This window comes from Staphylococcus sp. HMSC077D08 (assembly GCF_001837945.1).
Taxonomy (GTDB): Bacteria; Bacillota; Bacilli; order Staphylococcales; family Staphylococcaceae; genus Staphylococcus; species Staphylococcus epidermidis.
Window position 1 is genome coordinate 71,507 of sequence record NZ_KV834762.1, and the last position, 22,129, is coordinate 93,635.

The following is a 22,129-nucleotide window of genomic DNA, read 5'->3' on the forward strand; positions in this document are numbered from 1 at the left end:
TGTTGAACAATGTGCTGTTAATTAGTAGAATAAAATAAGTAAAATTAACTTATTATGGAAGGTGACAAATCATGGATTTAAACTTTGATTTATATATGAATGATGTTGTTGAACAAGCACGAAACGAAATTGAGCATGCTGGTTATCAACAATTAACTTCTGCTGAGGATGTTGATCAAGTTTTACAACAAAAAGGTACATCTTTAGTCATGGTAAATTCCGTATGCGGATGCGCAGGTGGGATTGCACGTCCTGCTGCGGCACATGCATTACATTATGATAAATTACCTCAACGATTAGTTACAGTATTTGCAGGGCAAGATAAAGAGGCAACACAACAAGCCAGAGAATATTTTGAAGGATATGCACCCTCAAGTCCATCTTTTGCTTTGATTAAAGATGGTAAAATCACCGAAATGATTGAACGACATCAGATTGAAGGTCATGATGTAATGGACGTAATCAATCAGTTGCAATCTTTATTTGATAAATATTGTGAAGAAAGATAAAAGGTTAGTTCCATGCTTAAGTTAAATCCCTATAAAATAGGATTTAGAACTGTCAAAACTGCTGTGGGAATGACTTTAGGAGTAATCATATGTAAACTTCTAGGTTTAGATAATTATGCATCCAGTGCTATTTTAGTTGTATTGTGCATAAAGCACACTAAGATGCATTCAGTACAAGCAATTTTATCTCGACTAGTTTCATGTTTACTCATATTATTTTTAGGTTCAGCAATTTTTAGTCTTTTAGGACAACATGCATTTGTTTTAGGTTTAATTGTTTTGTTGTTTATTCCTTTGACTGTTGTTCTAAATGTGCAAGAAGGTGTTATTACTAGTTGTGTCATATTATTACATGTCTTTAACGCCAAGGCTATTAATGGGCACCTTATTTTAAATGAAATAATGCTATTAATAGTGGGCTTAGGTATAGCATTTCTAATGAACTTAATGATGCCTAGTTTAGATAAGAAATTGAATCATTTTAAGCAGGATATCGAAAATCAAATAACTGAAATATTTAATATTTTTAGTCAAGCCTGCTCAATGCATAATGATCATTTAAATATTAAATTTGATTCATTACTTTTAAATATTAAAAAAGCAAAATCACTTGCTTTTAGAGATGTTAAAAATCACTTTGTACGAAACGAAAATTCATTTTATCATTATTTCGATATGAGGGAAGAACAAGTTGAATTATTAAAACGTATGACATCGTTATTAGAAAAGATAAATACAGATGATCCTATACTTGAAAAGATTTCACAATTAATGTATGAAATTGGAAGTAACGTAAATAGCAATGATTACACGGCTCTAAGACTACATTCACTTTATGAAATACGTTTATCTCTCGATGATTTACCATTACCGACTACTCATAAGACTTTAAATTCCCGAGCACATATTATTCAAATTCTAAATGAACTAGAAGAATACTTAAATATTAAATCTCAATTTGGTTCTTTAAAATTGCATAGTGAAATATAAAAAAACGTTACATGACGAAATATTAATTAACGTCATGTAACGTTTTTTCATTAGTTCATTAATGGAGCTATGCTAGTTAATAGTAATGCTAGTACTACTGCAATTAACATAACAACAATAATGACACGTAACACTTTATTGTTCAATTTTAATCCTCCGCATCATAAGGTCATATTCAACCATTGAGTCATTGACACTATAAACTATAATTCATTCACTCGTAAAATTTCAACTTTATAATAATAAAATTATATACTTTATCTTATAGGTTGTAAAATGTCATAGAATTAAATCATTAGTAAAGAGTTAAATTAGTTTTGACAATTCATAATGTCAGTTAAAATATATTTATACAAGTAAAAAGGGGGGAACAAAAATGATTAATCAAAAGCGTTTATTAGATTGTTTTCTAGAATTAGTGCAAATTGATTCGGAAACAGGACACGAAGAAACAATTCAACCTTATCTTAAAGATACGTTTAAAAAAATGGGGCTCAATGTTATTGAAGATGAAGCTTCAAAAAATGATGGATTAGGTGCTAACAATCTTATTTGCACGCTAAAAAGTAATATAAGTCATCAGAATGTGCCGAAAATTTATTTTACAAGTCACATGGATACTGTAGTTCCAGGAAAAAACATCCAACCTGTAGTAAAAGAAGATGGATATGTTTATAGCGATGGAACTACGATACTCGGCGCAGACGATAAAGCTGGTCTTGCGGCAATAATAGAAGCGATTAAACAAATTAAGGAATCAAATTTGCCACATGGACAGATTCAAATAATTATAACCGTGGGAGAGGAATCTGGATTAGTAGGTGCTAAAGCAATAGATACTCGACTTCTAGATGCAGATTTCGGCTATGCTGTAGATGCAAGTAAAGATGTTGGAACTACTGTTATCGGTGCTCCAACTCAAGTAAAGATTTATACAACTATAAAAGGGAAAACAGCCCATGCAAGCACACCTAAAAAAGGTGTTAGTGCAATAAATATTGCATCAAAAGCAATCAGTCGAATGAAATTAGGACAAGTAGATGCATTAACAACAGCCAATATCGGTAAATTTCATGGTGGCTCTGCAACTAATATTATAGCTGATGAAGTCACTTTAGAGGCAGAGGCACGGTCACATGATGATCAAAGCATTAATAAACAAGTGAAACATATGAAAGAGACTTTCGAAACGACAGCAAATGAATTAGGTGGTCAAGCTGAAGTGTTAGTTGAAAAAAGTTATCCTGGATTTGAAGTTAATGAAACTGACAAAGTAACACAATATGCTATATCTAGTGCATTAGCGCTCGGGCTAAAAGGGGATACCTGTATTGCTGGTGGTGGTTCAGATGGCAACATCATGAATCAATACAGTATTCCTTCCGTAATTTTAGGAGTAGGATATGAAAACATACATACTACTTCAGAAAGAATAGCAATAAAAGATATGTATATGCTCACAAGACAAATAATAAAAATTATTGAGTTAGTAGCTGAATAAAACACGCATATCATGATTGTTAATTAGCGATTTATGTTACAATATTATTGAAAATTTTTGAACAAGAGAGGTAAGTAATATGACACAACAAATTGGAGTAGTGGGTTTAGCAGTAATGGGGAAAAACCTAGCTTGGAATATCGAATCACGTGGTTATAGTGTTTCTGTTTATAACCGATCAAGACAAAAAACTGATGAAATGGTTAAAGAATCACCTGGAAAAGAAATTCACCCAACATACTCTTTAGAAGAATTTGTAGAATCTTTAGAGAAACCTCGTAAGATTTTATTAATGGTAAAAGCTGGACCGGCAACAGATGCCACTATAGATGGTTTATTACCTTTATTAGACGATGATGATATTTTAATTGATGGTGGTAATACTAATTACCAAGATACGATTCGTCGAAATAAAGCTTTAGCTGAAAGTAGCATTAACTTTATTGGTATGGGGGTTTCTGGTGGAGAAATCGGCGCACTCACGGGACCTTCTTTAATGCCAGGTGGTCAAAAAGATGCTTATAATAAAGTCAGCGATATATTGGACGCAATTGCTGCTAAAGCACAAGATGGTGCTTCATGTGTGACTTACATTGGCCCTAATGGTGCAGGACATTATGTTAAGATGGTACACAATGGTATCGAATATGCTGATATGCAATTAATTGCTGAAAGTTATGCAATGATGAAAGATTTATTAGGCATGTCACATAAAGAAATTTCTCAAACTTTTAAAGAATGGAATGCTGGAGAACTTGAAAGTTATTTAATAGAGATTACAGGTGATATTTTCAATAAATTAGATGATGACAATGAAGCACTTGTAGAAAAAATATTAGATACTGCAGGTCAAAAAGGCACAGGTAAATGGACTTCAATTAACGCACTAGAATTAGGTGTTCCGTTAACAATCATTACAGAGTCTGTATTTGCGAGATTCATCTCATCAATTAAAGAAGAACGTGTTACTGCTTCTAAATCTTTAAAAGGACCTAAAGCACATTTTGAAGGCGATAAAAAAGCATTCTTAGAAAAAATACGTAAGGCACTTTATATGAGTAAAATATGCTCATATGCTCAAGGTTTCGCTCAAATGAGAAAAGCCAGTGAAGATAATGAGTGGAATTTGAAATTAGGCGAATTAGCAATGATTTGGCGTGAAGGTTGTATTATTCGTGCACAATTCCTACAAAAAATAAAAGATGCCTACGATAATAATGAAAACTTACAAAACTTATTATTAGACCCTTACTTCAAAAACATTGTTATGGAATATCAAGATGCACTACGTGAAGTAGTAGCTACTAGTGTATGCAATGGCGTGCCAACACCTGGTTTTTCAGCAAGTATAAATTACTATGATAGTTATCGCTCAGAGGATTTACCTGCAAATTTAATTCAAGCACAACGTGATTACTTTGGCGCACATACTTATGAACGTAAAGACCGTGAAGGTATTTTCCATACACAATGGGTAGAAGAATAATTTAAAATAAAAAATCTCACTCTAAATTGGGTGGGATTTTATTGAAATTTTAATGTAAACGTTTTCTCTTAGCATAGTTTTTGTCAAAATTAATGAGTCCTTTTATTTTAACTTATTAATTTTGTTTATATTAATTATTTAGTTTTTTAATAACAGAGGAGATGATTTTATGAAAAGAAATTGGTGGAAAGAAGCTGTTGCATATCAAGTATATCCACGTAGTTTTAATGATAGTAATGGAGATGGAATAGGTGATTTGCCTGGATTAATTGAAAAATTAGATTATCTAGAAAATTTAGGAATAGATGTCATTTGGTTAAGCCCAATGTATCCATCACCAAACGATGACAATGGATATGATATTAGTGACTACAAAGGCATTATGAGTGAATTTGGTACAATGGACGATTTTGATCAATTGTTATCAAGCATACATCAAAGAGGAATGAAATTAATATTAGACTTAGTGGTGAATCACACATCAGATGAACACCCATGGTTTATTGAATCAAAATCCAGTAAAGCAAGTGCAAAAAGAAATTGGTATATTTGGGCGGATCCTAAACCTGATGGATCTGAACCTAATAACTGGGAAAGTATCTTTAATGGTTCAACTTGGGAGTTTGACGAATCGACTAAGCAATACTATTTCCATTTATTTAGCAAAAAGCAGCCAGATTTAAATTGGGAAAATCCAGATGTAAGACAAGCTGTGTTTGATATGATGAATTGGTGGTTTGAAAAAGGTATTGATGGATTTAGAGTTGACGCCATTACTCATATTAAAAAGAATTTTGAAGCAGGAGATTTACCTATACCTGATGGCAAAAAATTTGCTCCAGCATTTGATGTAGATATGAATCAGCCAGGAATACAAGAATGGCTCCAAGAAATGAAAGATAAATCGTTAAGTCGGTATGACATTATGACTGTAGGCGAGGCTAATGGTGTCACTCCTAATGATGCTGAAGAATGGGTAGGAGAAGAAAAAGGGAAATTTAATATGATATTCCAGTTTGAACATCTCGGTTTATGGAGTACTGGCGATACGAAATTCGATGTTAAATCCTATAAACAAGTCTTAAATCGTTGGCAAAAGCAACTAGAAAATGTAGGTTGGAATGCTTTATTTATCGAAAACCATGATCAACCACGTCGTGTTTCAACCTGGGGTGATGATAAAAATTATTGGTATGAATCAGCAACTAGTCACGCTACTGCCTACTTTTTACAACAGGGCACACCTTTTATTTACCAAGGTCAAGAAATAGGTATGACTAATTATCCATTTGAAAGCATTGAAAGTTTCAACGATGTCGCAGTTAAAACTGAATATCAAATAGTCAAAAAAGAAGGTGGAGATGTCAATCAATTACTAGATAAATATAAAATGGAAAACCGAGACAATGCAAGGACTCCAATGCAGTGGAATAATTCAATCAATGGTGGATTCACTACTGGTAAGCCATGGTTTCATGTAAACCCTAACTATACAGAAATTAATGTTAAACAACAACTAAATGATAAGTTTTCGATACTCTCTTATTATAAAGCGTTAATTCAACTTAAAAAATCTGATTTGATTTACACTTACGGTAAGTTTAGTATGGTCGATGCAGAAAATGAGCAGATTTTTGCTTATACACGCTCATTTAAAAACAATACAGTATTAATTGTAGCCAATCTAACAAATGAAGTATCAGAACTAAACCTACCTTTTGAATTAGATATTTCATCTGTAGATATAAAATTGCATAATTATCACTTAAATGATATAAATTTAGACCATATTAAACCTTATGAAGCATTCGTCGTTGAAATATAATACCGTGACGATAATTCAGAAATTAATAATGAACACGCCAGTGACGTTAATTACCTCACTGGCGTGTTCACTATACATTGGTAGTCCATAACTCATTTATATTAAGTTTGTACCGACTAAATTTAGTTGAACACAACTCAAAGAATTTCATTCTAAAATTCAACAAATCTATCGAGTTGGAATTCAAAACACAATTCATATAATACTGATAACCTCATAACTCTATGTCACATCTTAATTTTGATAATCCTCATCTAAATCATAGATTTCTTGTTTAATAGGTAACCATAGTTGAATCTTAGTGAACGGGTCATTAAATGAAATATCAAGTGGATAAATCTCAACATATAAACTATTTCGCTCATAGGGTAAAGTTAGTTGTAAGCTAGATTCAATATAATACCAAGCCTCGTTTGTAGCATAATCAATTTCACCTTGTAAATTAAACAATGCATAATGGCGACCAGGTAAAAATCTGCTTTCAAGGTGTGAAGGGTAACGTTCACTCGGAACACCAACAAATATTTCTAAACCTTGTTCCAGAGGACAACTGACTACAAATAATTCATACGGGCTCGTATCATTATAACGTTTAAGTTCTTTAATATAACCATCTACTAATAAATCCTCTAAAAAGTCTGGGATATTAAATGGATTTGATAATTGCTTAGTAGGAATAAATCTTGAATAGCCAACTAAAGATATATCATCAGTCTCTTGAAGCCTGTATGTATAGGGTGCATTTTCAGTCGTTGATAATTTTATATACAATCGTTTCTGTATTTTTAGTTCATCTTTTTTTGTTGTAGCTTGAATAGGTGAGATACCATGAAAATCACTAAAATCATTTGCGAAATCATTTGAATTCGCATAACGATATTTCTTAGCAACATCCATTAATCGACTAGCTCCATTAACTACATCGTTTGCTGCTATTGTCATTTTACGTGCACGTGCGTATTCCTCTGGTGACTGACCAACAATCATCTTAAAAGATTGATCCAAATGATACGGCGAAAGACCAACGTAATCACTTAATTCTTGCAAATTAAAAGGCTCTAACAAACGATCCTCAATATATACAATTGCTTGTTGTATTTGCTTGATAACGTCCAAAACTTTCACTCCAATTATATTCAATCATAATCTTTATTGTACATTATTTTTAAATATTATACATCTTAAAGCTAGATTAATTTTTTGCAAAAATATAAAAAATGTGAATGATTATAGTCCTAAATCACTACAAGTTCTTTTGAACGTTGCGTAAATTAAGATATCATCATTCACACTAATCTATATTTATATAAAATTCATATTAGTGGATATCATCCCACCAATGATTCCCATCGCGACTTAATAAAAGATCACTTTCAAGAGGGCCATTTGTACCCGCTTCATAGTTAGGGAAACATGGTTCAACCATTGTCCATTGATCTTGGATTGCATCTACAAATTTCCAAGTAGATTTTAATTCTTCCCAATGTGTAAAATTAGTCGCATCACCTTTAAGACAATCAAACAATAAGTTTTCATATGCATCTACAGTATTCATTTTATCTTGGGCACTCATTGCGTATGATAATTGCACGGGCTCAGTATCAATTCCTTGAATGTTCTTTTTAGCATTTAAATGCAATGAAATTCCTTCATTTGGTTGAATATTAATGACTAGCAAATTGGAATCTAGTAAATTGTCAGTTTCATAATATAAATTCATAGGTACTTCTTTAAATTCTACTACGACTTGTATCGTTTTTGATTTCATGCGTTTACCTGTTCTAATATAGAAAGGAACTCCAGCCCATCTAAAGTTGTCAATTGTTAATTTACCCGATACAAATGTAGGTGTAACCGAATCCTTTGCTACACGATCTTCTTCTCGATATGACTTAACCTGTTTACCATCTATAGTGCCTTGATCATATTGACCACGCACGAAATTCTTTTTAACTTCTTCTGGTTTTAATTGTCTAAGAGATTTAAGTACTTTGACTTTTTCTGCACGTATATCTTCACTGTTCAAACTTATCGGTGCTTCCATTGCAAGTAAAGCAACCATCTGTAGCATGTGATTTTGTACCATGTCTTTAAGTGCACCACTAGATTCATAATACCCACCACGATCTTCGACACCTAATACTTCTGATGATGTAACTTGAATATTTGAAATGTATTTATTATTCCATAAAGGTTCAAACATTGCGTTTGCGAATCGTAATACTTCTATATTTTGCACCATATCTTTGCCAAGATAGTGATCTATCCGATATATTTCTTCTTCTTTAAACGAACGTCTTATTTGATTATTTAATGATTCAGCAGATTTAAGATCACTGCCAAATGGTTTCTCTATAACTAAGCGTTTAAAGCCCTTAGTTTGAGTAAGACCAGAAGATTTAAGGTAATCTGAGATCACTCCAAAAAATTGTGGTGCCATCGCTAAGTAAAACAGACGATTTCCACCTAAAGCAAATTCTGAATCTAGTCGCTCACTAAATTGAAGTAATGACTGATAACTATCTTTATCACTCACGTCAGTTTTATGATAAAAAACATGCGTCATAAACTCATCAATTCTATCTGTATCTTTAACATAAGTTTGAATTGACGCTTTAACTTGGTCGCGAAATTGTTCGTTATTATAGTCGCGACGTCCTATACCAATAATAGCAATATGTTCATCTAAATTATCTTGTTGATATAAATGGAATATAGAAGGAAATAGCTTTCTATGACTCAAATCTCCTGTGGCACCGAATATTGTAATCAAACAAGGAATCTGTTTTTGTTTAGTACTCAAGATTAAAACCTCAATTCTTAAATAAATATAATAAAAGATGATATACTTTATGATTAAACATAATTTTAGTTACGATACTTTTATTGCGTAGTATTAAAAGTAAATCAATCACATAGTTAAATATGCTTATGGATTTCATTTGATAAGAATGTAATTTTAATTCATATCAAAACATACTAGATTAATTTATTATATGATAATCACAACGTAAGGTCATTATATTTGCTTAAAGTTAAGTAAAATAAATTGAAAAATGCTTTATGACTTAAAAATCAACTTTAACAAATATGAGACACAAGTTTGCGCTTAATAAAATAATATCAAAAATGATTATGCGATAATAGTTTATAATTATATTTTATTTCTTGATTTAGAAATTATTCTTACGTATGATAAAATGAGTTAAGAAGAGGAGGATGAAGCATGGAAGTTACATTTTTCGGTACAAGTGCTGGGTTACCGACGAAAGAGAGAAATACACAATCCATTGCTTTAAATCTAGAACCATATTCAAATTCGATATGGTTATTTGATGTGGGCGAGGGAACACAACATCAAATTTTAAGACATTCTATTAAGTTAGGGAAGATAGATCATATTTTTATAACACATATGCATGGTGATCATATTTTTGGTCTCCCTGGACTACTAACAAGTCGTTCGTTTCAAGGTGGAGAAAATAAACCCCTTACTATTATAGGGCCTAAAGGGATTCAAAATTACATCGAAACATCTTTACAACTTTCTGAATCGCATTTGAATTATTCGATTACCTATATCGAAATCAATCAACAATTAGCGTATCACCACAATGGTTTTACTGTACAAGCTGAAATGCTTAACCATGGCATTCCTTCATTCGGATATCGTATTGAAGCCCCAATCACGCCTGGTACAATCAATGTAGATGCCTTGAGAGATATTGGACTAGAACCTGGTCCAAAATATCAGGAAGTCAAATTACAAGAAACGTTCGAATATAAAGGATTAATTTACAATTCAGATGATTTTAAAGGTAAAGCTAAACCTGGTCCAATTATCAGTATATTTGGTGATACAAAACCGTGTGAAAATGAATATAAATTAGCAAACAACTCTGATTTAATGATTCATGAAGCAACTTACATTGAAGGAGATAAAAAACTTGCTAATAATTACCATCATAGTCATATAGACGATGTATTTAATCTAATTAAGCAAGCCAATGTAAATAAAAGTCTTATCACTCATATCAGTAACAGATATAACATTGATGAAGTTACATCAATATACAATGAGTTATCCCTTAATCAAACTTCTCCACATTTTTATTTCGTTAAAGATTTCGATACCTTCAAAATATAATAAAACGCTTTTCTCTCAGAATACTATCTTAGGAGAAAAGCGTTTTTATTTATTCATCTTCTTTATGTGATAATTCCATACTTCTATTCACAGCTGCACCTAAACAATCTTCAAACATCGACACAATATCATATTGAGATAGTGCATCAAGTCCAGCTTGTGTAGTACCACCTTTAGATGTAATATTTTTTCTTAATTGAGACATACTTAAATCTGAACGCTCAATCATTTTACTTGTTCCAATAATTAAATTGCGTATAGATTCTTCGACTTGATTTCGTTCTAAACCTAATTCAGTACCTGCTTTTACATATTGTTCAAATACATGATATAAAAATGCCGGCCCACTTCCTGTAATTGCAGTAACTTGATGTAGATGTTCTTCGGAGACTTCTATAACTGATCCAAATGCATTGATTAATTCATCCACTTCATTTTTAGATTTAGGATCAAAATTATTTGAAAAACTTATTCCAGTAACCGAATGTCCAACTTGAGCATTTGTATTTGGCATAATACGAGCTAATGGATTATTGGTATTAAGTTGCTGACGAATATAATCAATAGATAAACCTGCCATTATAGAAATAAACCTATTATCATTAGTAATGTGTTCTCTAATACGATTAGCTAAATTTTCAAAATCATGGGGCTTTGTACCTAAAAATACATAATCGGCATCTTTGAGTAATGCTTCATCATCATAACTATAATTAACCCCTAATTTTTCTGCAAAGCTTTTTAATGCTTGTTCATTGGATTTATTAGTTAAATAAATATCATTTGCATTTAAATTGTTGGAATTAATAATTCCAGTAAAAATTGCCTGCGCCATATTACCAGCGCCATAAAATACAAGTTTCATATTCATCTCAACTCCTTCAATTTTGGATACTATTCATTGACTTAAAGTTATGCATATATAGTATCATATATCATAGTTAAGTAATATTACACACAAATAAAATTGAATGCTATCACACTTTATTAAGCTTGTTATTAAAATATACATAAAGGAGGAGCGACGTGATAGGTAAACACTTTATTATAACTGGAGCAACGAGTGGGTTAGGGTATGCAATAACCAATGAATTACTTCAAAGAGGCGCCCATGTTACTATACTTGCAAGAAATATCGATAAGTTCAATCGAATCAAAGAAAACTATTTTAAACCTGAACATATCAATGTGATTAAATGTGATTTAATGCAACGAAAAGATATTGAATCATTACAAGCGTTTTTAACCACACCTATAAATGGTTTCATCTATAGTTCAGGTGTCGGATATTTTAAGTCTATAAATGAACATTCAACTCGTGAAATATTAGAAACTTACGAGGTTAATCTTACAAATTTTAATTTGTTATACAAAGTGATTCAACCCCAATTAGTAAAAGCAGCATATATCGTTGGTATATCTAGTCAAGCTGCTTTAGTTTCTCAGGCTAATGTGGCCCATTACGGTGCATCGAAAGCAGGGTTTAGCGCCGTGCTTAATGCATTGAGATTAGAACAACCGGAATTAAAAGTACTCAATGCACAGCTCGGTCCAATAGATACACCATTCCATAAAAACGCAGATCCTACTCTTAAGTATTTTAAAAATTATAGATACATGATGATGCAACCACAACAACTTGCCAAGCGAATAGTGGAAGGAATAATACTAAATAAAATTGAAATTAATCAACCATCATGGATGCAAATAATGCTTAAATTTTATCAATTATGTCCACGTACACTAGAAAAATTTTGTCCAAAACTATTTAAAAATAAAGTTTAAGGTAAAAAACAACATTGACTGAATGGACATTTTTACAAATGATCTTTCAAAACCTCATCTTGGGATTTTATCAACGTTGTCAATATGATTTTTGGTATTAGTATTGCCTTAAAATAAAGAGATCCTACAGACGTCATTTAACCGTTTTATCTGTTGGATCTCTTTATTTAAGTATAGTCATTTAGGTATTTAAAAAGTTGGTTAATATCCTTTTATTTCAAATGTTGTGTATATTCAATATCTTTTACTCTATTACGTGCGGATTTGATTTGATCTAAACTGATTTCTTTATAATAATTGCGGACATTCTCTTCAAGTTGTTCAACGTTACTAGCTCCTACAATAATTGACCCCATAGCATCATGAGAAGTTAAATATTTAAATGATAACGCGGTTAAATTACTTTCCAATTCTTTAATAGAAGCAATCGTGCTACCCAATTCGTCTTGAGTGTAATCTAACACACCGTTTTCAAATTTTTCATCTATAACATCAACACTTTTTGAAGTTAATAAACCTTTAAATACAGGGCCACGTGCTAGAATTTTAACTTGCTTATCATGAACATCATTAATAAGACTTTCAGGACGATTATCTATTAAATTAAACTGGGACATAAGTGTTTCAATTTGACTATTTTTAAGATAATAGTCTATCACGTTAGGGCGTATAGATGAAATTCCATATGCACGAATATATCCTTCTTGCTTTAATTCATCAAATGCACTAATAGTTTCGTCCAGAGGATCGTCTATTGTTCCGCCATGTAATTGATATAAGTCTAAATGGTTTAATCCTAATCGTTTCAAAGATCCTTTAACACTTTCTTTAATATGTTTTTTCGAAGGATCCCACGTCATATGTCCATCGTCAGTTAATCGATTTCCAACTTTAGTTCCGATAACGATGTCATCACGATTTTGATATTTTTTTAATGCTTTACCAACAATTTCTTCATTAACTCCTTGATCGTAAATATCTGCAGTATCAAAATACGTAATACCATTATCAATTGCACTTTCAATAATAGGTTGGGCTTTTTTATAATCTGTGCCTAAACTCATGCAACCTAACCCAAGTTCAGAAATTTCGATGCCACTTTTTAGAATATTTTTTTGCATGTCCAGTCTCCTTTCGATACACTTTAACTGACGAATTCAGTTTATCAATTTATAAAAACAATTAAAAGGAACGTGTTTAAATATGAGATTAAACGAAAAAACAATCGATAGAACGGTTATTTACAATGGTAGTATTATTGATTTAGAAGTACATGATGTTGAATTACCCGATGGCAGTACTTCTAAACGTGAACTTGTGTTTCATCATGGTGCGGTAGCAGTGTGTGCAATAACACCTGAAAATGAAGTTTTATTAGTTAAACAATTTCGTAAGGCTGCAGATCAACCACTTTTGGAAATTCCTGCAGGTAAATTAGAACAGGGTGAAGATCGTAAAGAAGCGGCTATTAGAGAACTACAAGAAGAAACAGGATATATTGCTTCAGATTTGCAATTTGTCACTAATATGTACGGGTCTCCTGGATTTTCAAGTGAAAAACTTTCTATATACTTTACAGACCAATTAACGATTGGAGAAACCAATTTAGATGCTGATGAATTTGTCGAGCTTCAAAAAGTACCTTTAAATCAAATAGATTCATTGCTAAAAGATAATAAAATTGAGGATGCCAAAACAATCATTGCGTTGCAACATCTATTATTAAATTATAATCATTCTAAATAACAAGCAAATCTTCTTGCTTTTTACCGACAATATTGGTATTTTATTAAATGAACCATGGATTAAATTAAAATGATTATAATTCTTAGTAGAGGAGTGAGGCTTCCGTGGAAGAACGATTAAATCGCGTGAAGCAGCAATTACAACAATCATCATATAAATTGACTCCACAAAGAGAGGCAACTGTTAGAGTATTAATTGAAAATGAGAAAGATCATCTTAGCGCAGAAGATGTGTACTTAAAAGTCAAAGATAAGGCTCCAGAAATAGGGTTAGCAACCGTTTATAGAACTTTAGAATTGCTAGCTGAAATAAAAGTGCTAGATAAAATAAATTTTGGTGATGGTGTAGCTCGTTTTGATTTAAGAAAAGAAGGTGCCAAGCATTTCCATCATCATCTTGTTTGTATGGAATGTGGTAAAGTCGAAGAAATTGAAGAAGACTTATTACCTGAGGTTGAAAATCGTGTTGAAAATGAGTTTAATTTTAAGATTTTAGATCACCGTTTAACGTTTCACGGTGTATGTTCTGAATGCCAAGCCAAAAATAAGCAATAACTTAGCCAACAGACAAGTTACCGCTTCAATAGGGGTGCTAACATGAATAATATCATTGACGAATATTTAAATTTTATTCAAATTGAAAAAGGATTAAGTAACAATACTATAGGGGCGTATCGAAGAGATTTAAAAAAATATAAAGATTATCTTGCAGATAACAAGATTTCACATATCGATTTTATTGATAGACAAATTATCCAAGAGTGTCTTGGCCACCTTATAGATATGGGGCAATCTTCAAAATCTCTCGCAAGGTTTATTTCTACAATTAGAAGCTTTCATCAGTTTGCATTACGCGAAAAATATGCTGCCAAAGACCCAACTGTTTTAATAGAAACGCCCAAATATGAAAAGAAACTGCCAGATGTGCTTGAAATAGACGAAGTAATAGCATTACTGGAAACGCCTGATTTAGCCAAGAATAATGGATATCGTGATCGTACGATGTTGGAACTTTTATACGCCACAGGTATGCGTGTAACTGAAATTATTCAATTGGATGTTGAAGACGTAAACTTAATGATGGGATTTGTACGAGTGTTCGGGAAAGGGAACAAGGAAAGAATTGTCCCCTTAGGAGATACCGTCATCGAATATTTAACTACGTATATCGAAACCGTAAGACCTCAATTACTCAAACAAACCACAACCCAAGCGCTATTCCTTAACATGCACGGAAAATCTTTATCAAGACAAGGCATTTGGAAAATCATTAAACAATATGGTTTGAAAGCTAATATCAATAAGACGCTTACACCACATACATTACGGCATTCTTTTGCAACACATCTCTTAGAAAATGGTGCAGATTTAAGAGCGGTACAAGAAATGCTAGGTCACTCTGACATTTCTACAACCCAACTTTATACACATGTATCCAAATCACAAATCAGAAAAATGTATACGCAGTTTCATCCAAGAGCTTAGTAATATAGGAATTTGTAACCAGTAAATTTATGTTTAATAGCCAACCATAAATCTACTGGTCTTTTTTATTACTTTTATTTCGATACTGTCTATGGAATAAAGCACGTTCTCTATTTTTTATCACTTCAGTTCTGTCACGTTTAATATGATGATCAACAATATAAGGTTCCTTAATTATTTGAGAAGTAAATAAATAATCCGGATATTTACGTTTAATAAGTGTCCGAAACTCTGGTTCAATAGGTAATTGTAACGGAGTAAAGTGTTTTTGTAATTTAACTGCTTCAATCCTTTTCATAATAAGTTCTTCAAATTCATTGATATTAAGGTGTAATTGAGTCGCATCTTTAGCGTGGTTAATAGTTAATAACGCTTTTTCAAAAGATTTTAATGCGCCTTTTAAATTCCCACGTCGATAGTGATAATTAGCTGTTGCAAACAAAATCAGACTTACCACCGCATCATGTTTTGAAAAAGTATTTTGTGATTTCCAAGCATCTTCTAAAATATCATGACATAGAAAGTAATGTTGATGCTTATGAAACTGATAATAATAATCCATTAATGATTGTTCCATTAGATTTCACCCATAATTTAAAAGTTATATGTATTCATGCTATAATAATTTAGTGAAATATGCATTAACGACGCAATTTGATATAGAGGTAGATGTAATGTATGAAGTAAAACTCGATGCATTTAATGGTCCATTAGACTTATTATTGCATCTAATTCAAAAATATGAAATTGATATTTATGATATCCCTATGAAAGCCTTAACTGAACAGTACATGCAATATGTTCATGCGATGAATCAGCTAGAAATTAATGTTGCTAGTGAATATTTAGTAATGGCATCAGAATTATTAATGATTAAAAGTAAATTACTATTGCCTCAATCGAGCATCGAAGAAGATATAGAAGAGGATCCTCGTGAGGACTTAGTAGGAAGACTTATTGAGTATCAAAACTATAAAGAATATACTGAAATATTAAATACTATGAAAGAAGAACGCGATCTTTATTTTACTAAACATCCGACGGACCTTACTCATTTAGAGACAAATGAATCGTGGGATCCTAATCAAACGATTGATTTAACTGAATTGATTGTAGCTTATCAAAGAGTTAAAAATCGGGTTGAACTTAACACTCCTAAATCTGTAGAAATTAAAAAAGAAACATTTACGATTCAACAAGCGACAGCCCAGGTTACCGAGCGATTAAAACAACATGAATCGTTTAACTTTTTCAGTTTATTCACATTTCATGAACCGGTCGAACAAATTGTTACTCATTTTTTGGCAATTTTAGAAATGTCAAAATCAGGAATAGTTAATATCAAACAAACAGAACAATTTGATGATATTGACATAATAAGAGGAGTGAACTATAGCATTGGATAATATTGCAATACTTGAGGCATTACTATATACCTCCGGCGATGAAGGATTAGAGCAAAAACAAATTATTGACATATTAGACATCAACCTCAATCAATTAGAAGATTTAGTTAGTAGATATCATTCACATGGCTTAACAATTCAAAGATATGGGTCAACTTATGTACTTACAACAAAAAAAGAAACTTCTACATATATAGAACAATTAGTCAAAGAAAAGTCTAAAATGAAATTATCCCAAGCAGCAATGGAAACACTCTCTATTATTGCATATAATCAACCGCTGACACGTGGAGATATAGAAATGATTAGAGGAATTAATTCGGATGGAGCTGTAAAAACCTTAATTGCTAGAGGATTAGTAGAAGCAAAAGATGTTGATCATTCTAGAAGCCATCATTTACTAACCACAGATTTATTTCTAAATGTGTTTGGAATCGAAAACTTAGATGCATTACCTACTACAGAAGAAGATGAGGCAGAAATGGATGAATTCTTTAGTAATTTAGTTAACCAAAAAGGAGAGTCAAATGAGTAAAGAAAAAGAAAGATTACAAAAAAGAATCGCTAAAAGCGGGTATACATCTCGTCGAAAAGCAGAAGTACTTATCACTGAAGGACGAGTTAAAGTCAATGGGCAAACTGTAACAGAATTAGGGTCCAAAGTGATGCCATCAGATTTAGTTGAAGTTGATGGTATTAAAATCGAACAAGAAGACAAAATTTATATTTTGTTTTATAAACCAACTCAAGTCATTACGAGTGTTTCTGATGATCGTGGACGTAGGGTGGTTACGGATTACTTTGATGATCTAGAATCACGTATTTATCCGGTTGGACGATTAGATTATGACACATCTGGAGTTTTATTATTAACTAATGATGGAGAATTTACTAATTTGATGACACATCCTCGATATCACATTAAAAAGAAATACGTCGCTAAATTAAAAGGTTATTTAATGAGAGAGGAAATTAAGCAACTTGAAAAAGGAATAGAATTAGAAGATGGATATACACAACCAGCACAAGTTAAAATAAAAAAGCAAGATAAAGAGAAAAATACGACTTTAGTTGAAATTACAATTAGTGAAGGGCGAAATAGACAAGTTAGACGTATGTTTGAGTATTTCGGTCATCAAGTTAATAAGTTAGCAAGAATTCAATTTGGTCCCATAGATTTAAAAGGTTTGAACGCCGGTGAAGGAAGAGTTCTTACACCACATGAAGTAAAAACATTAAGACATTTGGCTGAAAACGGTAAATAAACACTAAAAAGATGTAATCACCATTTAGATTGATATTTTTTTCACAAGGTTAACCTTTGAGTCACTCAACATCGTTAACCTATGATATAATGACAAATGTATTTAAGATATAATGACAAATGTATTTAACAGCAAGTGTAGGAGGTAGTAAAAAGTATGACTAACGAAATTTTAATCGTTGATGATGAAGATAGAATTAGAAGATTACTTAAATTATATTTAGAAAGAGAATCTTTTGAAATTCATGAAGCAAGAGATGGTAAAGAAGCCTACGAGCTTGCTCTTGAAAACAACTATGCGTGCATCCTCTTAGATTTAATGCTTCCTGAAATGGATGGAATTGAAGTTGCCTCTAAACTTAGAGAACATAAAGATACACCTATCATTATGCTTACTGCAAAAGGTGAAGAAACAAATCGTGTTGAAGGATTTGAATCGGGAGCAGATGATTATATTGTGAAGCCTTTCTCACCAAGAGAAGTAGTATTGAGAGTAAAGGCGTTATTAAGACGCACACAAACTGCAAACACTGAGCAAAGCGAACCGCACGCACGCGATATTATTGAATTTAGTCATCTTGTGATTGATAATGACGCTCATCGGGTCCTTGCGGATAATCAACAAGTGAATCTAACACCTAAAGAGTATGAATTACTCATCTATTTAGCTAAAACTCCAAATAAAGTATTTGATCGAGAACAGTTACTTAAAGAGGTTTGGCATTACGAATTTTATGGGGACTTGCGTACAGTAGATACTCACGTCAAAAGACTTAGAGAAAAGTTAAATCGAGTATCAAGTGATGCTGCACAAATGATACAAACTGTGTGGGGTGTCGGTTATAAATTTGAGGTAAAACCTAGTGATGAACCGACTAAATAGTGTTGTTATAAAACTGTGGTTAACTATTATTTTAATAGTAGCGACAGTTTTAATTTTATTAAGTGTTTCATTAATCACTTTTATACAATATTACTTTACGCAAGAAACAGAATATGCGATTAAAGAAGATGCCAAAAGAATTAGTTCTCTTGTTGAGAAGTCTCATAACAAAACGTTAGCTATCCAAAATAGCCAAACACTCATTGATGGACCGGGTGGCCTCATTATTATGAACGACATGAGCGAGAAACCAGACTCATCATATAAAGACACTAAAAAACAAATGTTCAATGAAATAAAAAAGAGTACTAAATTTAAAAAAGTGTTTAAAGAAGGTGAGTATGAAACCCAAAATATTACAATAAAAAATAAAGGTAATTCTCAATCTTATCTTTTGTTAGGATACCCAATGAAAGCTCAAAAGGGTGCTCAGAGCCATTATAGTGGTGTTTTTATATATAAAGATTTGAAATCTATCGAAGATACAAATAATGCTATTACAATTATTATCTTAATAACCGCTATTATATTTACTATAGCAAGCACAATATTTGCATTCTTTTTATCTAATAGAATAACAAAACCCTTACGTCAATTAAAAACTCAAGCACAAAAAGTTTCTGAAGGGGATTATAGTCAAATTTCAACTGTCGCTACTAAAGATGAAATAGGTGATTTATCACGTGCATTTAACAACATGAACGTTGAAATTCAAGAGCATATCAAAGCAATTTCTTCATCTAAGAATATAAGAGATACATTATTAAACTCTATGGTAGAAGGCGTTCTAGGTATTAATAATCAACGTGAAATCATATTGTCGAACAAGATGGCTGATGATATTATGCGTCACATTGATGATTTTTCAAAAGAATCTATTGAACAGCAAATTGAAGCAACATTTGAATCACAAGAGAATGAGTATTTAGAATTAGAAATTAATACAAGATACTATGTATTTATCTCCAGTTATATAGATAGAATTCAAACGAATGGTAGAAGTGGTATTGTCATGGTCATCCGTGATATGACAAATGAACATAATCTTGATCAAATGAAAAAAGATTTTATAGCAAATGTATCACATGAATTACGTACGCCAATCTCTTTATTACAGGGTTACACTGAGTCCATAGTAGACGGTATAGTTACCGAACCAGATGAAATACGTGACTCATTAGCAATCGTTTTAGATGAATCTAAGCGACTTAATCGTTTAGTCAATGAGTTACTAAATGTAGCTCGTATGGATGCTGAAGGATTATCAGTTGAGAAGGAATTACAACCTATTCAGCATCTTCTTGATAAAATGGAGTCTAAATATCGCATGCAAAGTGAAGAGTTAGGTTTAACAATGACGTTTGATTCTAATAATGACGAACAATTATGGAACTATGATATGGATAGAATGGACCAAGTATTAACTAATTTAATTGATAATGCAACAAGATATACGCAAGCTGGTGATTCTATAAAGATTTCTATTGAAGAAGATTCAGATTTCAATATTTTAACAATAACTGATACAGGCACTGGTATAGCGCCGGAACATCTGAAACAAGTATTTGACCGTTTTTATAAAGTAGACGCTGCTCGAAAAAGAGGTAAGCAAGGCACTGGGTTAGGTCTTTTCATTTGTAAAATGATTATTGAAGAACACGGTGGACGTATTGATGTTGAGAGCGAATTAGGCAAAGGTACTTCATTTATTATTAGACTACCTAAATCAAAGCAAATTAGTTAGAAACCGAAAAGTATCATAAATTGTCAGTTTCAATGATTATTTTGAAAACAGAGAAATTATAATGCTACCCATCAAAATTAATATATGAAATACGCCTGAGACACAGAGTGATGTCACAGGCGTATTTTGTATATAATCAGTCGATAACTATATTGATCATAGATTTAATTATCATTATATTTGAATAACTTCTACAAGTTTAAAGATATCATTCCAGAATCAATAAAGTTTATTTATTTATTTATTGGTAAATATTTTATGTGTTAAAACTTAAATCCAAGTTATATATTGATTTCACATTTTGTTATTAAGGTCTAAAAATTATATTAACCGTAAGCAGAAATATTGAGTTTTTAAAACTAATCATGTATTATAATTTTAAAATAAAATTGATATATTCATCTTCGGGGTAGGGTGTAATTCCCAACCGGCAGTAATTTAAGCCTGCGACGACAACGTATTAATTTTTGCTTTGTCTTGATTCAGTGAAAGTCTGAAGCCGACAGTATAGTCTGGATGGGAGAAGATGGAGGTTTTTTGTTGTACAAATTTCCTCCTTTTCTAGGTAAGATGAATGGAAGGAGAAAATTATATATGCAACAAAACAAACGTTTGATTACAATTAGTATGTTAAGTGCGGTAGCGTTTGTGTTAACTTTCATCAAGTTTCCATTGCCATTTATTCCACCGTACCTAACTCTCGATTTTAGTGATGTTCCGACGTTATTAGCAACATTCCTCTTAAGTCCTATTGCTGGGATTATCGTTGCACTCATCAAAAATATTTTAAATTTTCTATTTAATATAGGGGATCCTGTTGGACCAGTAGCTAACTTTTTAGCAGGTGTCAGCTTTTTGCTATCATCATACTATGTTTATAGAAAAAGAAGAAATAATCGTTCTTTAATTTATGGATTAATTACAGGTACAATCGTTACGACTATTGTTTTGAGCATTTTAAATTATTTTGTGTTACTTCCATTATATGGAATGATATTTAATTTAGGTGATGTGCTTAATAACGTAAAAATTGTTATTGTGTCTGGAGTCATACCTTTTAATTTAATTAAAGGCATAATCATTTCCATTATATTTGTGTTGTTATTTAGAAGATTAAGACATATCATTAAATAAAAAACATTTTAAACTTTTTTGATTTATTTATTATAAAGACAATGTTCATATTCAAAAGTGGACATTGTCTTTATGTTATTTCTAAAGATATAAAGAAATGTAACACATAAACAATTTAACAATAGTGAGCGTAACGCTTTAAGATATTATGATTTTAAACTTCTTATCAAATAGAACACTGATTTTAATGAGCCATATAAAATGTTATCAATAATTACTAATAAA

General features: G+C 31.7%; 22 protein-coding genes and 1 riboswitch. Of the genes, 16 read left to right on the forward strand and 6 right to left on the reverse strand.

Annotated features, from left to right (window positions below; translation table 11 throughout):
• The first annotated feature begins 71 nt into the window (after positions 1-71).
• Together brxB and HMPREF2663_RS04970 are read left to right on the forward strand one after the other, a co-directional pair.
• On the forward strand, positions 72-509 hold the full coding sequence (gene brxB / locus HMPREF2663_RS04965; RefSeq protein WP_002446504.1) for a bacilliredoxin BrxB: 438 nt from the start codon (positions 72-74) through the stop codon (positions 507-509).
• 12 nt (positions 510-521) lie between these two features.
• Positions 522-1,499 (forward strand): aromatic acid exporter family protein, encoded by a 978-nt coding sequence (locus tag HMPREF2663_RS04970; RefSeq protein ID WP_002457709.1) that lies wholly within the window; start codon positions 522-524, stop codon positions 1,497-1,499.
• A gap of 50 nt (positions 1,500-1,549) precedes the next feature.
• On the opposite strand, the gene prli42 is transcribed toward HMPREF2663_RS04970, so the two are convergent.
• Positions 1,550-1,645, reverse strand: coding sequence for a stressosome-associated protein Prli42 (prli42, locus tag HMPREF2663_RS12865; protein WP_002493579.1), 96 nt, complete (start codon positions 1,643-1,645; stop codon positions 1,550-1,552).
• Between the two features lie 230 nt (positions 1,646-1,875).
• Here prli42 and HMPREF2663_RS04975 point away from each other — a divergent pair, with 230 nt between their 5' ends.
• From HMPREF2663_RS04975 to HMPREF2663_RS04985, 3 genes are all read left to right on the forward strand, one after another.
• Complete coding sequence (locus tag HMPREF2663_RS04975; RefSeq protein ID WP_070845901.1) at positions 1,876-3,000, forward strand: M20/M25/M40 family metallo-hydrolase; 1,125 nt, start codon at positions 1,876-1,878, stop codon at positions 2,998-3,000.
• 79 nt (positions 3,001-3,079) lie between these two features.
• A complete protein-coding gene (gene gndA / locus HMPREF2663_RS04980) occupies positions 3,080-4,486 on the forward strand; it encodes an NADP-dependent phosphogluconate dehydrogenase (RefSeq protein ID WP_002446501.1) in 1,407 nt (468 codons plus the stop codon).
• Positions 4,487-4,655: 169 nt separating this feature from the next.
• Entirely contained in the window at positions 4,656-6,311 is a 1,656-nt protein-coding gene (locus tag HMPREF2663_RS04985) for a glycoside hydrolase family 13 protein (RefSeq protein ID WP_002475210.1), read from the forward strand.
• Positions 6,312-6,545: 234 nt separating this feature from the next.
• On the opposite strand, the gene HMPREF2663_RS04990 is transcribed toward HMPREF2663_RS04985, so the two are convergent.
• Together HMPREF2663_RS04990 and zwf are read right to left on the reverse strand one after the other, a co-directional pair.
• The gene (locus HMPREF2663_RS04990; protein ID WP_002457705.1) at positions 6,546-7,427 is read right to left on the reverse strand and encodes an AraC family transcriptional regulator; all 882 of its coding nucleotides are present in this window, start codon (positions 7,425-7,427) and stop codon (positions 6,546-6,548) included.
• Between the two features lie 202 nt (positions 7,428-7,629).
• Positions 7,630-9,114: a glucose-6-phosphate dehydrogenase gene (gene zwf / locus HMPREF2663_RS04995; RefSeq protein WP_070845903.1), complete on the reverse strand. Its 1,485-nt coding sequence runs from the start codon at positions 9,112-9,114 to the stop codon at positions 7,630-7,632.
• A gap of 423 nt (positions 9,115-9,537) precedes the next feature.
• Here zwf and rnz point away from each other — a divergent pair, with 423 nt between their 5' ends.
• A complete protein-coding gene (gene rnz / locus HMPREF2663_RS05000) occupies positions 9,538-10,458 on the forward strand; it encodes a ribonuclease Z (RefSeq protein ID WP_070845905.1) in 921 nt (306 codons plus the stop codon).
• Positions 10,459-10,507: 49 nt separating this feature from the next.
• Here rnz and proC read toward each other — a convergent pair whose 3' ends face one another.
• The gene (gene proC / locus HMPREF2663_RS05005) at positions 10,508-11,323 is read right to left on the reverse strand and encodes a pyrroline-5-carboxylate reductase (protein ID WP_001831307.1); all 816 of its coding nucleotides are present in this window, start codon (positions 11,321-11,323) and stop codon (positions 10,508-10,510) included.
• Positions 11,324-11,484: 161 nt separating this feature from the next.
• Here proC and HMPREF2663_RS05010 point away from each other — a divergent pair, with 161 nt between their 5' ends.
• Positions 11,485-12,243: an SDR family NAD(P)-dependent oxidoreductase gene (locus HMPREF2663_RS05010; protein WP_070845907.1), complete on the forward strand. Its 759-nt coding sequence runs from the start codon at positions 11,485-11,487 to the stop codon at positions 12,241-12,243.
• Between the two features lie 212 nt (positions 12,244-12,455).
• Here the strand turns inward: HMPREF2663_RS05010 and HMPREF2663_RS05015 are convergent, their stop codons facing one another.
• Positions 12,456-13,364, reverse strand: a complete 909-nt coding sequence (locus HMPREF2663_RS05015) for an aldo/keto reductase (protein ID WP_002475220.1) — start codon at positions 13,362-13,364, stop codon at positions 12,456-12,458.
• Positions 13,365-13,446: 82 nt separating this feature from the next.
• Here HMPREF2663_RS05015 and HMPREF2663_RS05020 point away from each other — a divergent pair, with 82 nt between their 5' ends.
• The 3 genes from HMPREF2663_RS05020 to xerD all read left to right on the forward strand — a co-directional run bounded on the left by HMPREF2663_RS05020 (position 13,447) and on the right by xerD (position 15,473).
• On the forward strand, positions 13,447-13,989 hold the full coding sequence (locus HMPREF2663_RS05020; RefSeq protein ID WP_002446494.1) for an NUDIX hydrolase: 543 nt from the start codon (positions 13,447-13,449) through the stop codon (positions 13,987-13,989).
• A gap of 104 nt (positions 13,990-14,093) precedes the next feature.
• Positions 14,094-14,543, forward strand: a complete 450-nt coding sequence (locus HMPREF2663_RS05025) for a ferric iron uptake transcriptional regulator (protein WP_001831103.1) — start codon at positions 14,094-14,096, stop codon at positions 14,541-14,543.
• Positions 14,544-14,585: 42 nt separating this feature from the next.
• Positions 14,586-15,473, forward strand: a complete 888-nt coding sequence (xerD, locus tag HMPREF2663_RS05030) for a site-specific tyrosine recombinase XerD (protein WP_002475230.1) — start codon at positions 14,586-14,588, stop codon at positions 15,471-15,473.
• A 52-nt stretch (positions 15,474-15,525) separates the two neighbouring features.
• Here the strand turns inward: xerD and HMPREF2663_RS05035 are convergent, their stop codons facing one another.
• Positions 15,526-16,050: a DUF309 domain-containing protein gene (locus HMPREF2663_RS05035; RefSeq protein WP_002475229.1), complete on the reverse strand. Its 525-nt coding sequence runs from the start codon at positions 16,048-16,050 to the stop codon at positions 15,526-15,528.
• Positions 16,051-16,147: 97 nt separating this feature from the next.
• Between HMPREF2663_RS05035 and HMPREF2663_RS05040 the strand changes: the two genes are divergently transcribed.
• The 6 genes from HMPREF2663_RS05040 to HMPREF2663_RS05065 all read left to right on the forward strand — a co-directional run bounded on the left by HMPREF2663_RS05040 (position 16,148) and on the right by HMPREF2663_RS05065 (position 21,904).
• Complete coding sequence (locus HMPREF2663_RS05040) at positions 16,148-16,879, forward strand: segregation and condensation protein A (RefSeq protein WP_070845909.1); 732 nt, start codon at positions 16,148-16,150, stop codon at positions 16,877-16,879.
• Positions 16,872-17,414 (forward strand): SMC-Scp complex subunit ScpB, encoded by a 543-nt coding sequence (scpB, locus tag HMPREF2663_RS05045; protein ID WP_002446489.1) that lies wholly within the window; start codon positions 16,872-16,874, stop codon positions 17,412-17,414. The genes HMPREF2663_RS05040 and scpB overlap by 8 nt, the downstream gene beginning before the upstream one ends.
• On the forward strand, positions 17,407-18,144 hold the full coding sequence (locus HMPREF2663_RS05050; protein ID WP_002457698.1) for a pseudouridine synthase: 738 nt from the start codon (positions 17,407-17,409) through the stop codon (positions 18,142-18,144). Before scpB ends, HMPREF2663_RS05050 begins: the two co-directional genes overlap by 8 nt.
• Positions 18,145-18,300: 156 nt before the next feature.
• Positions 18,301-19,026 carry a response regulator transcription factor gene (locus HMPREF2663_RS05055; protein ID WP_002446487.1) on the forward strand — a complete coding sequence of 242 codons (726 nt, stop codon included), beginning with the start codon at positions 18,301-18,303 and terminating at the stop codon, positions 19,024-19,026.
• On the forward strand, positions 19,010-20,770 hold the full coding sequence (locus tag HMPREF2663_RS05060) for an ATP-binding protein (protein WP_002475213.1): 1,761 nt from the start codon (positions 19,010-19,012) through the stop codon (positions 20,768-20,770). Before HMPREF2663_RS05055 ends, HMPREF2663_RS05060 begins: the two co-directional genes overlap by 17 nt.
• Positions 20,771-21,166: 396 nt before the next feature.
• Positions 21,167-21,302: riboswitch (FMN riboswitch) on the forward strand.
• A 62-nt stretch (positions 21,303-21,364) separates the two neighbouring features.
• Positions 21,365-21,904 carry an ECF transporter S component gene (locus HMPREF2663_RS05065; RefSeq protein WP_038812363.1) on the forward strand — a complete coding sequence of 180 codons (540 nt, stop codon included), beginning with the start codon at positions 21,365-21,367 and terminating at the stop codon, positions 21,902-21,904.
• The last annotated feature ends 225 nt before the right edge of the window (positions 21,905-22,129 follow it).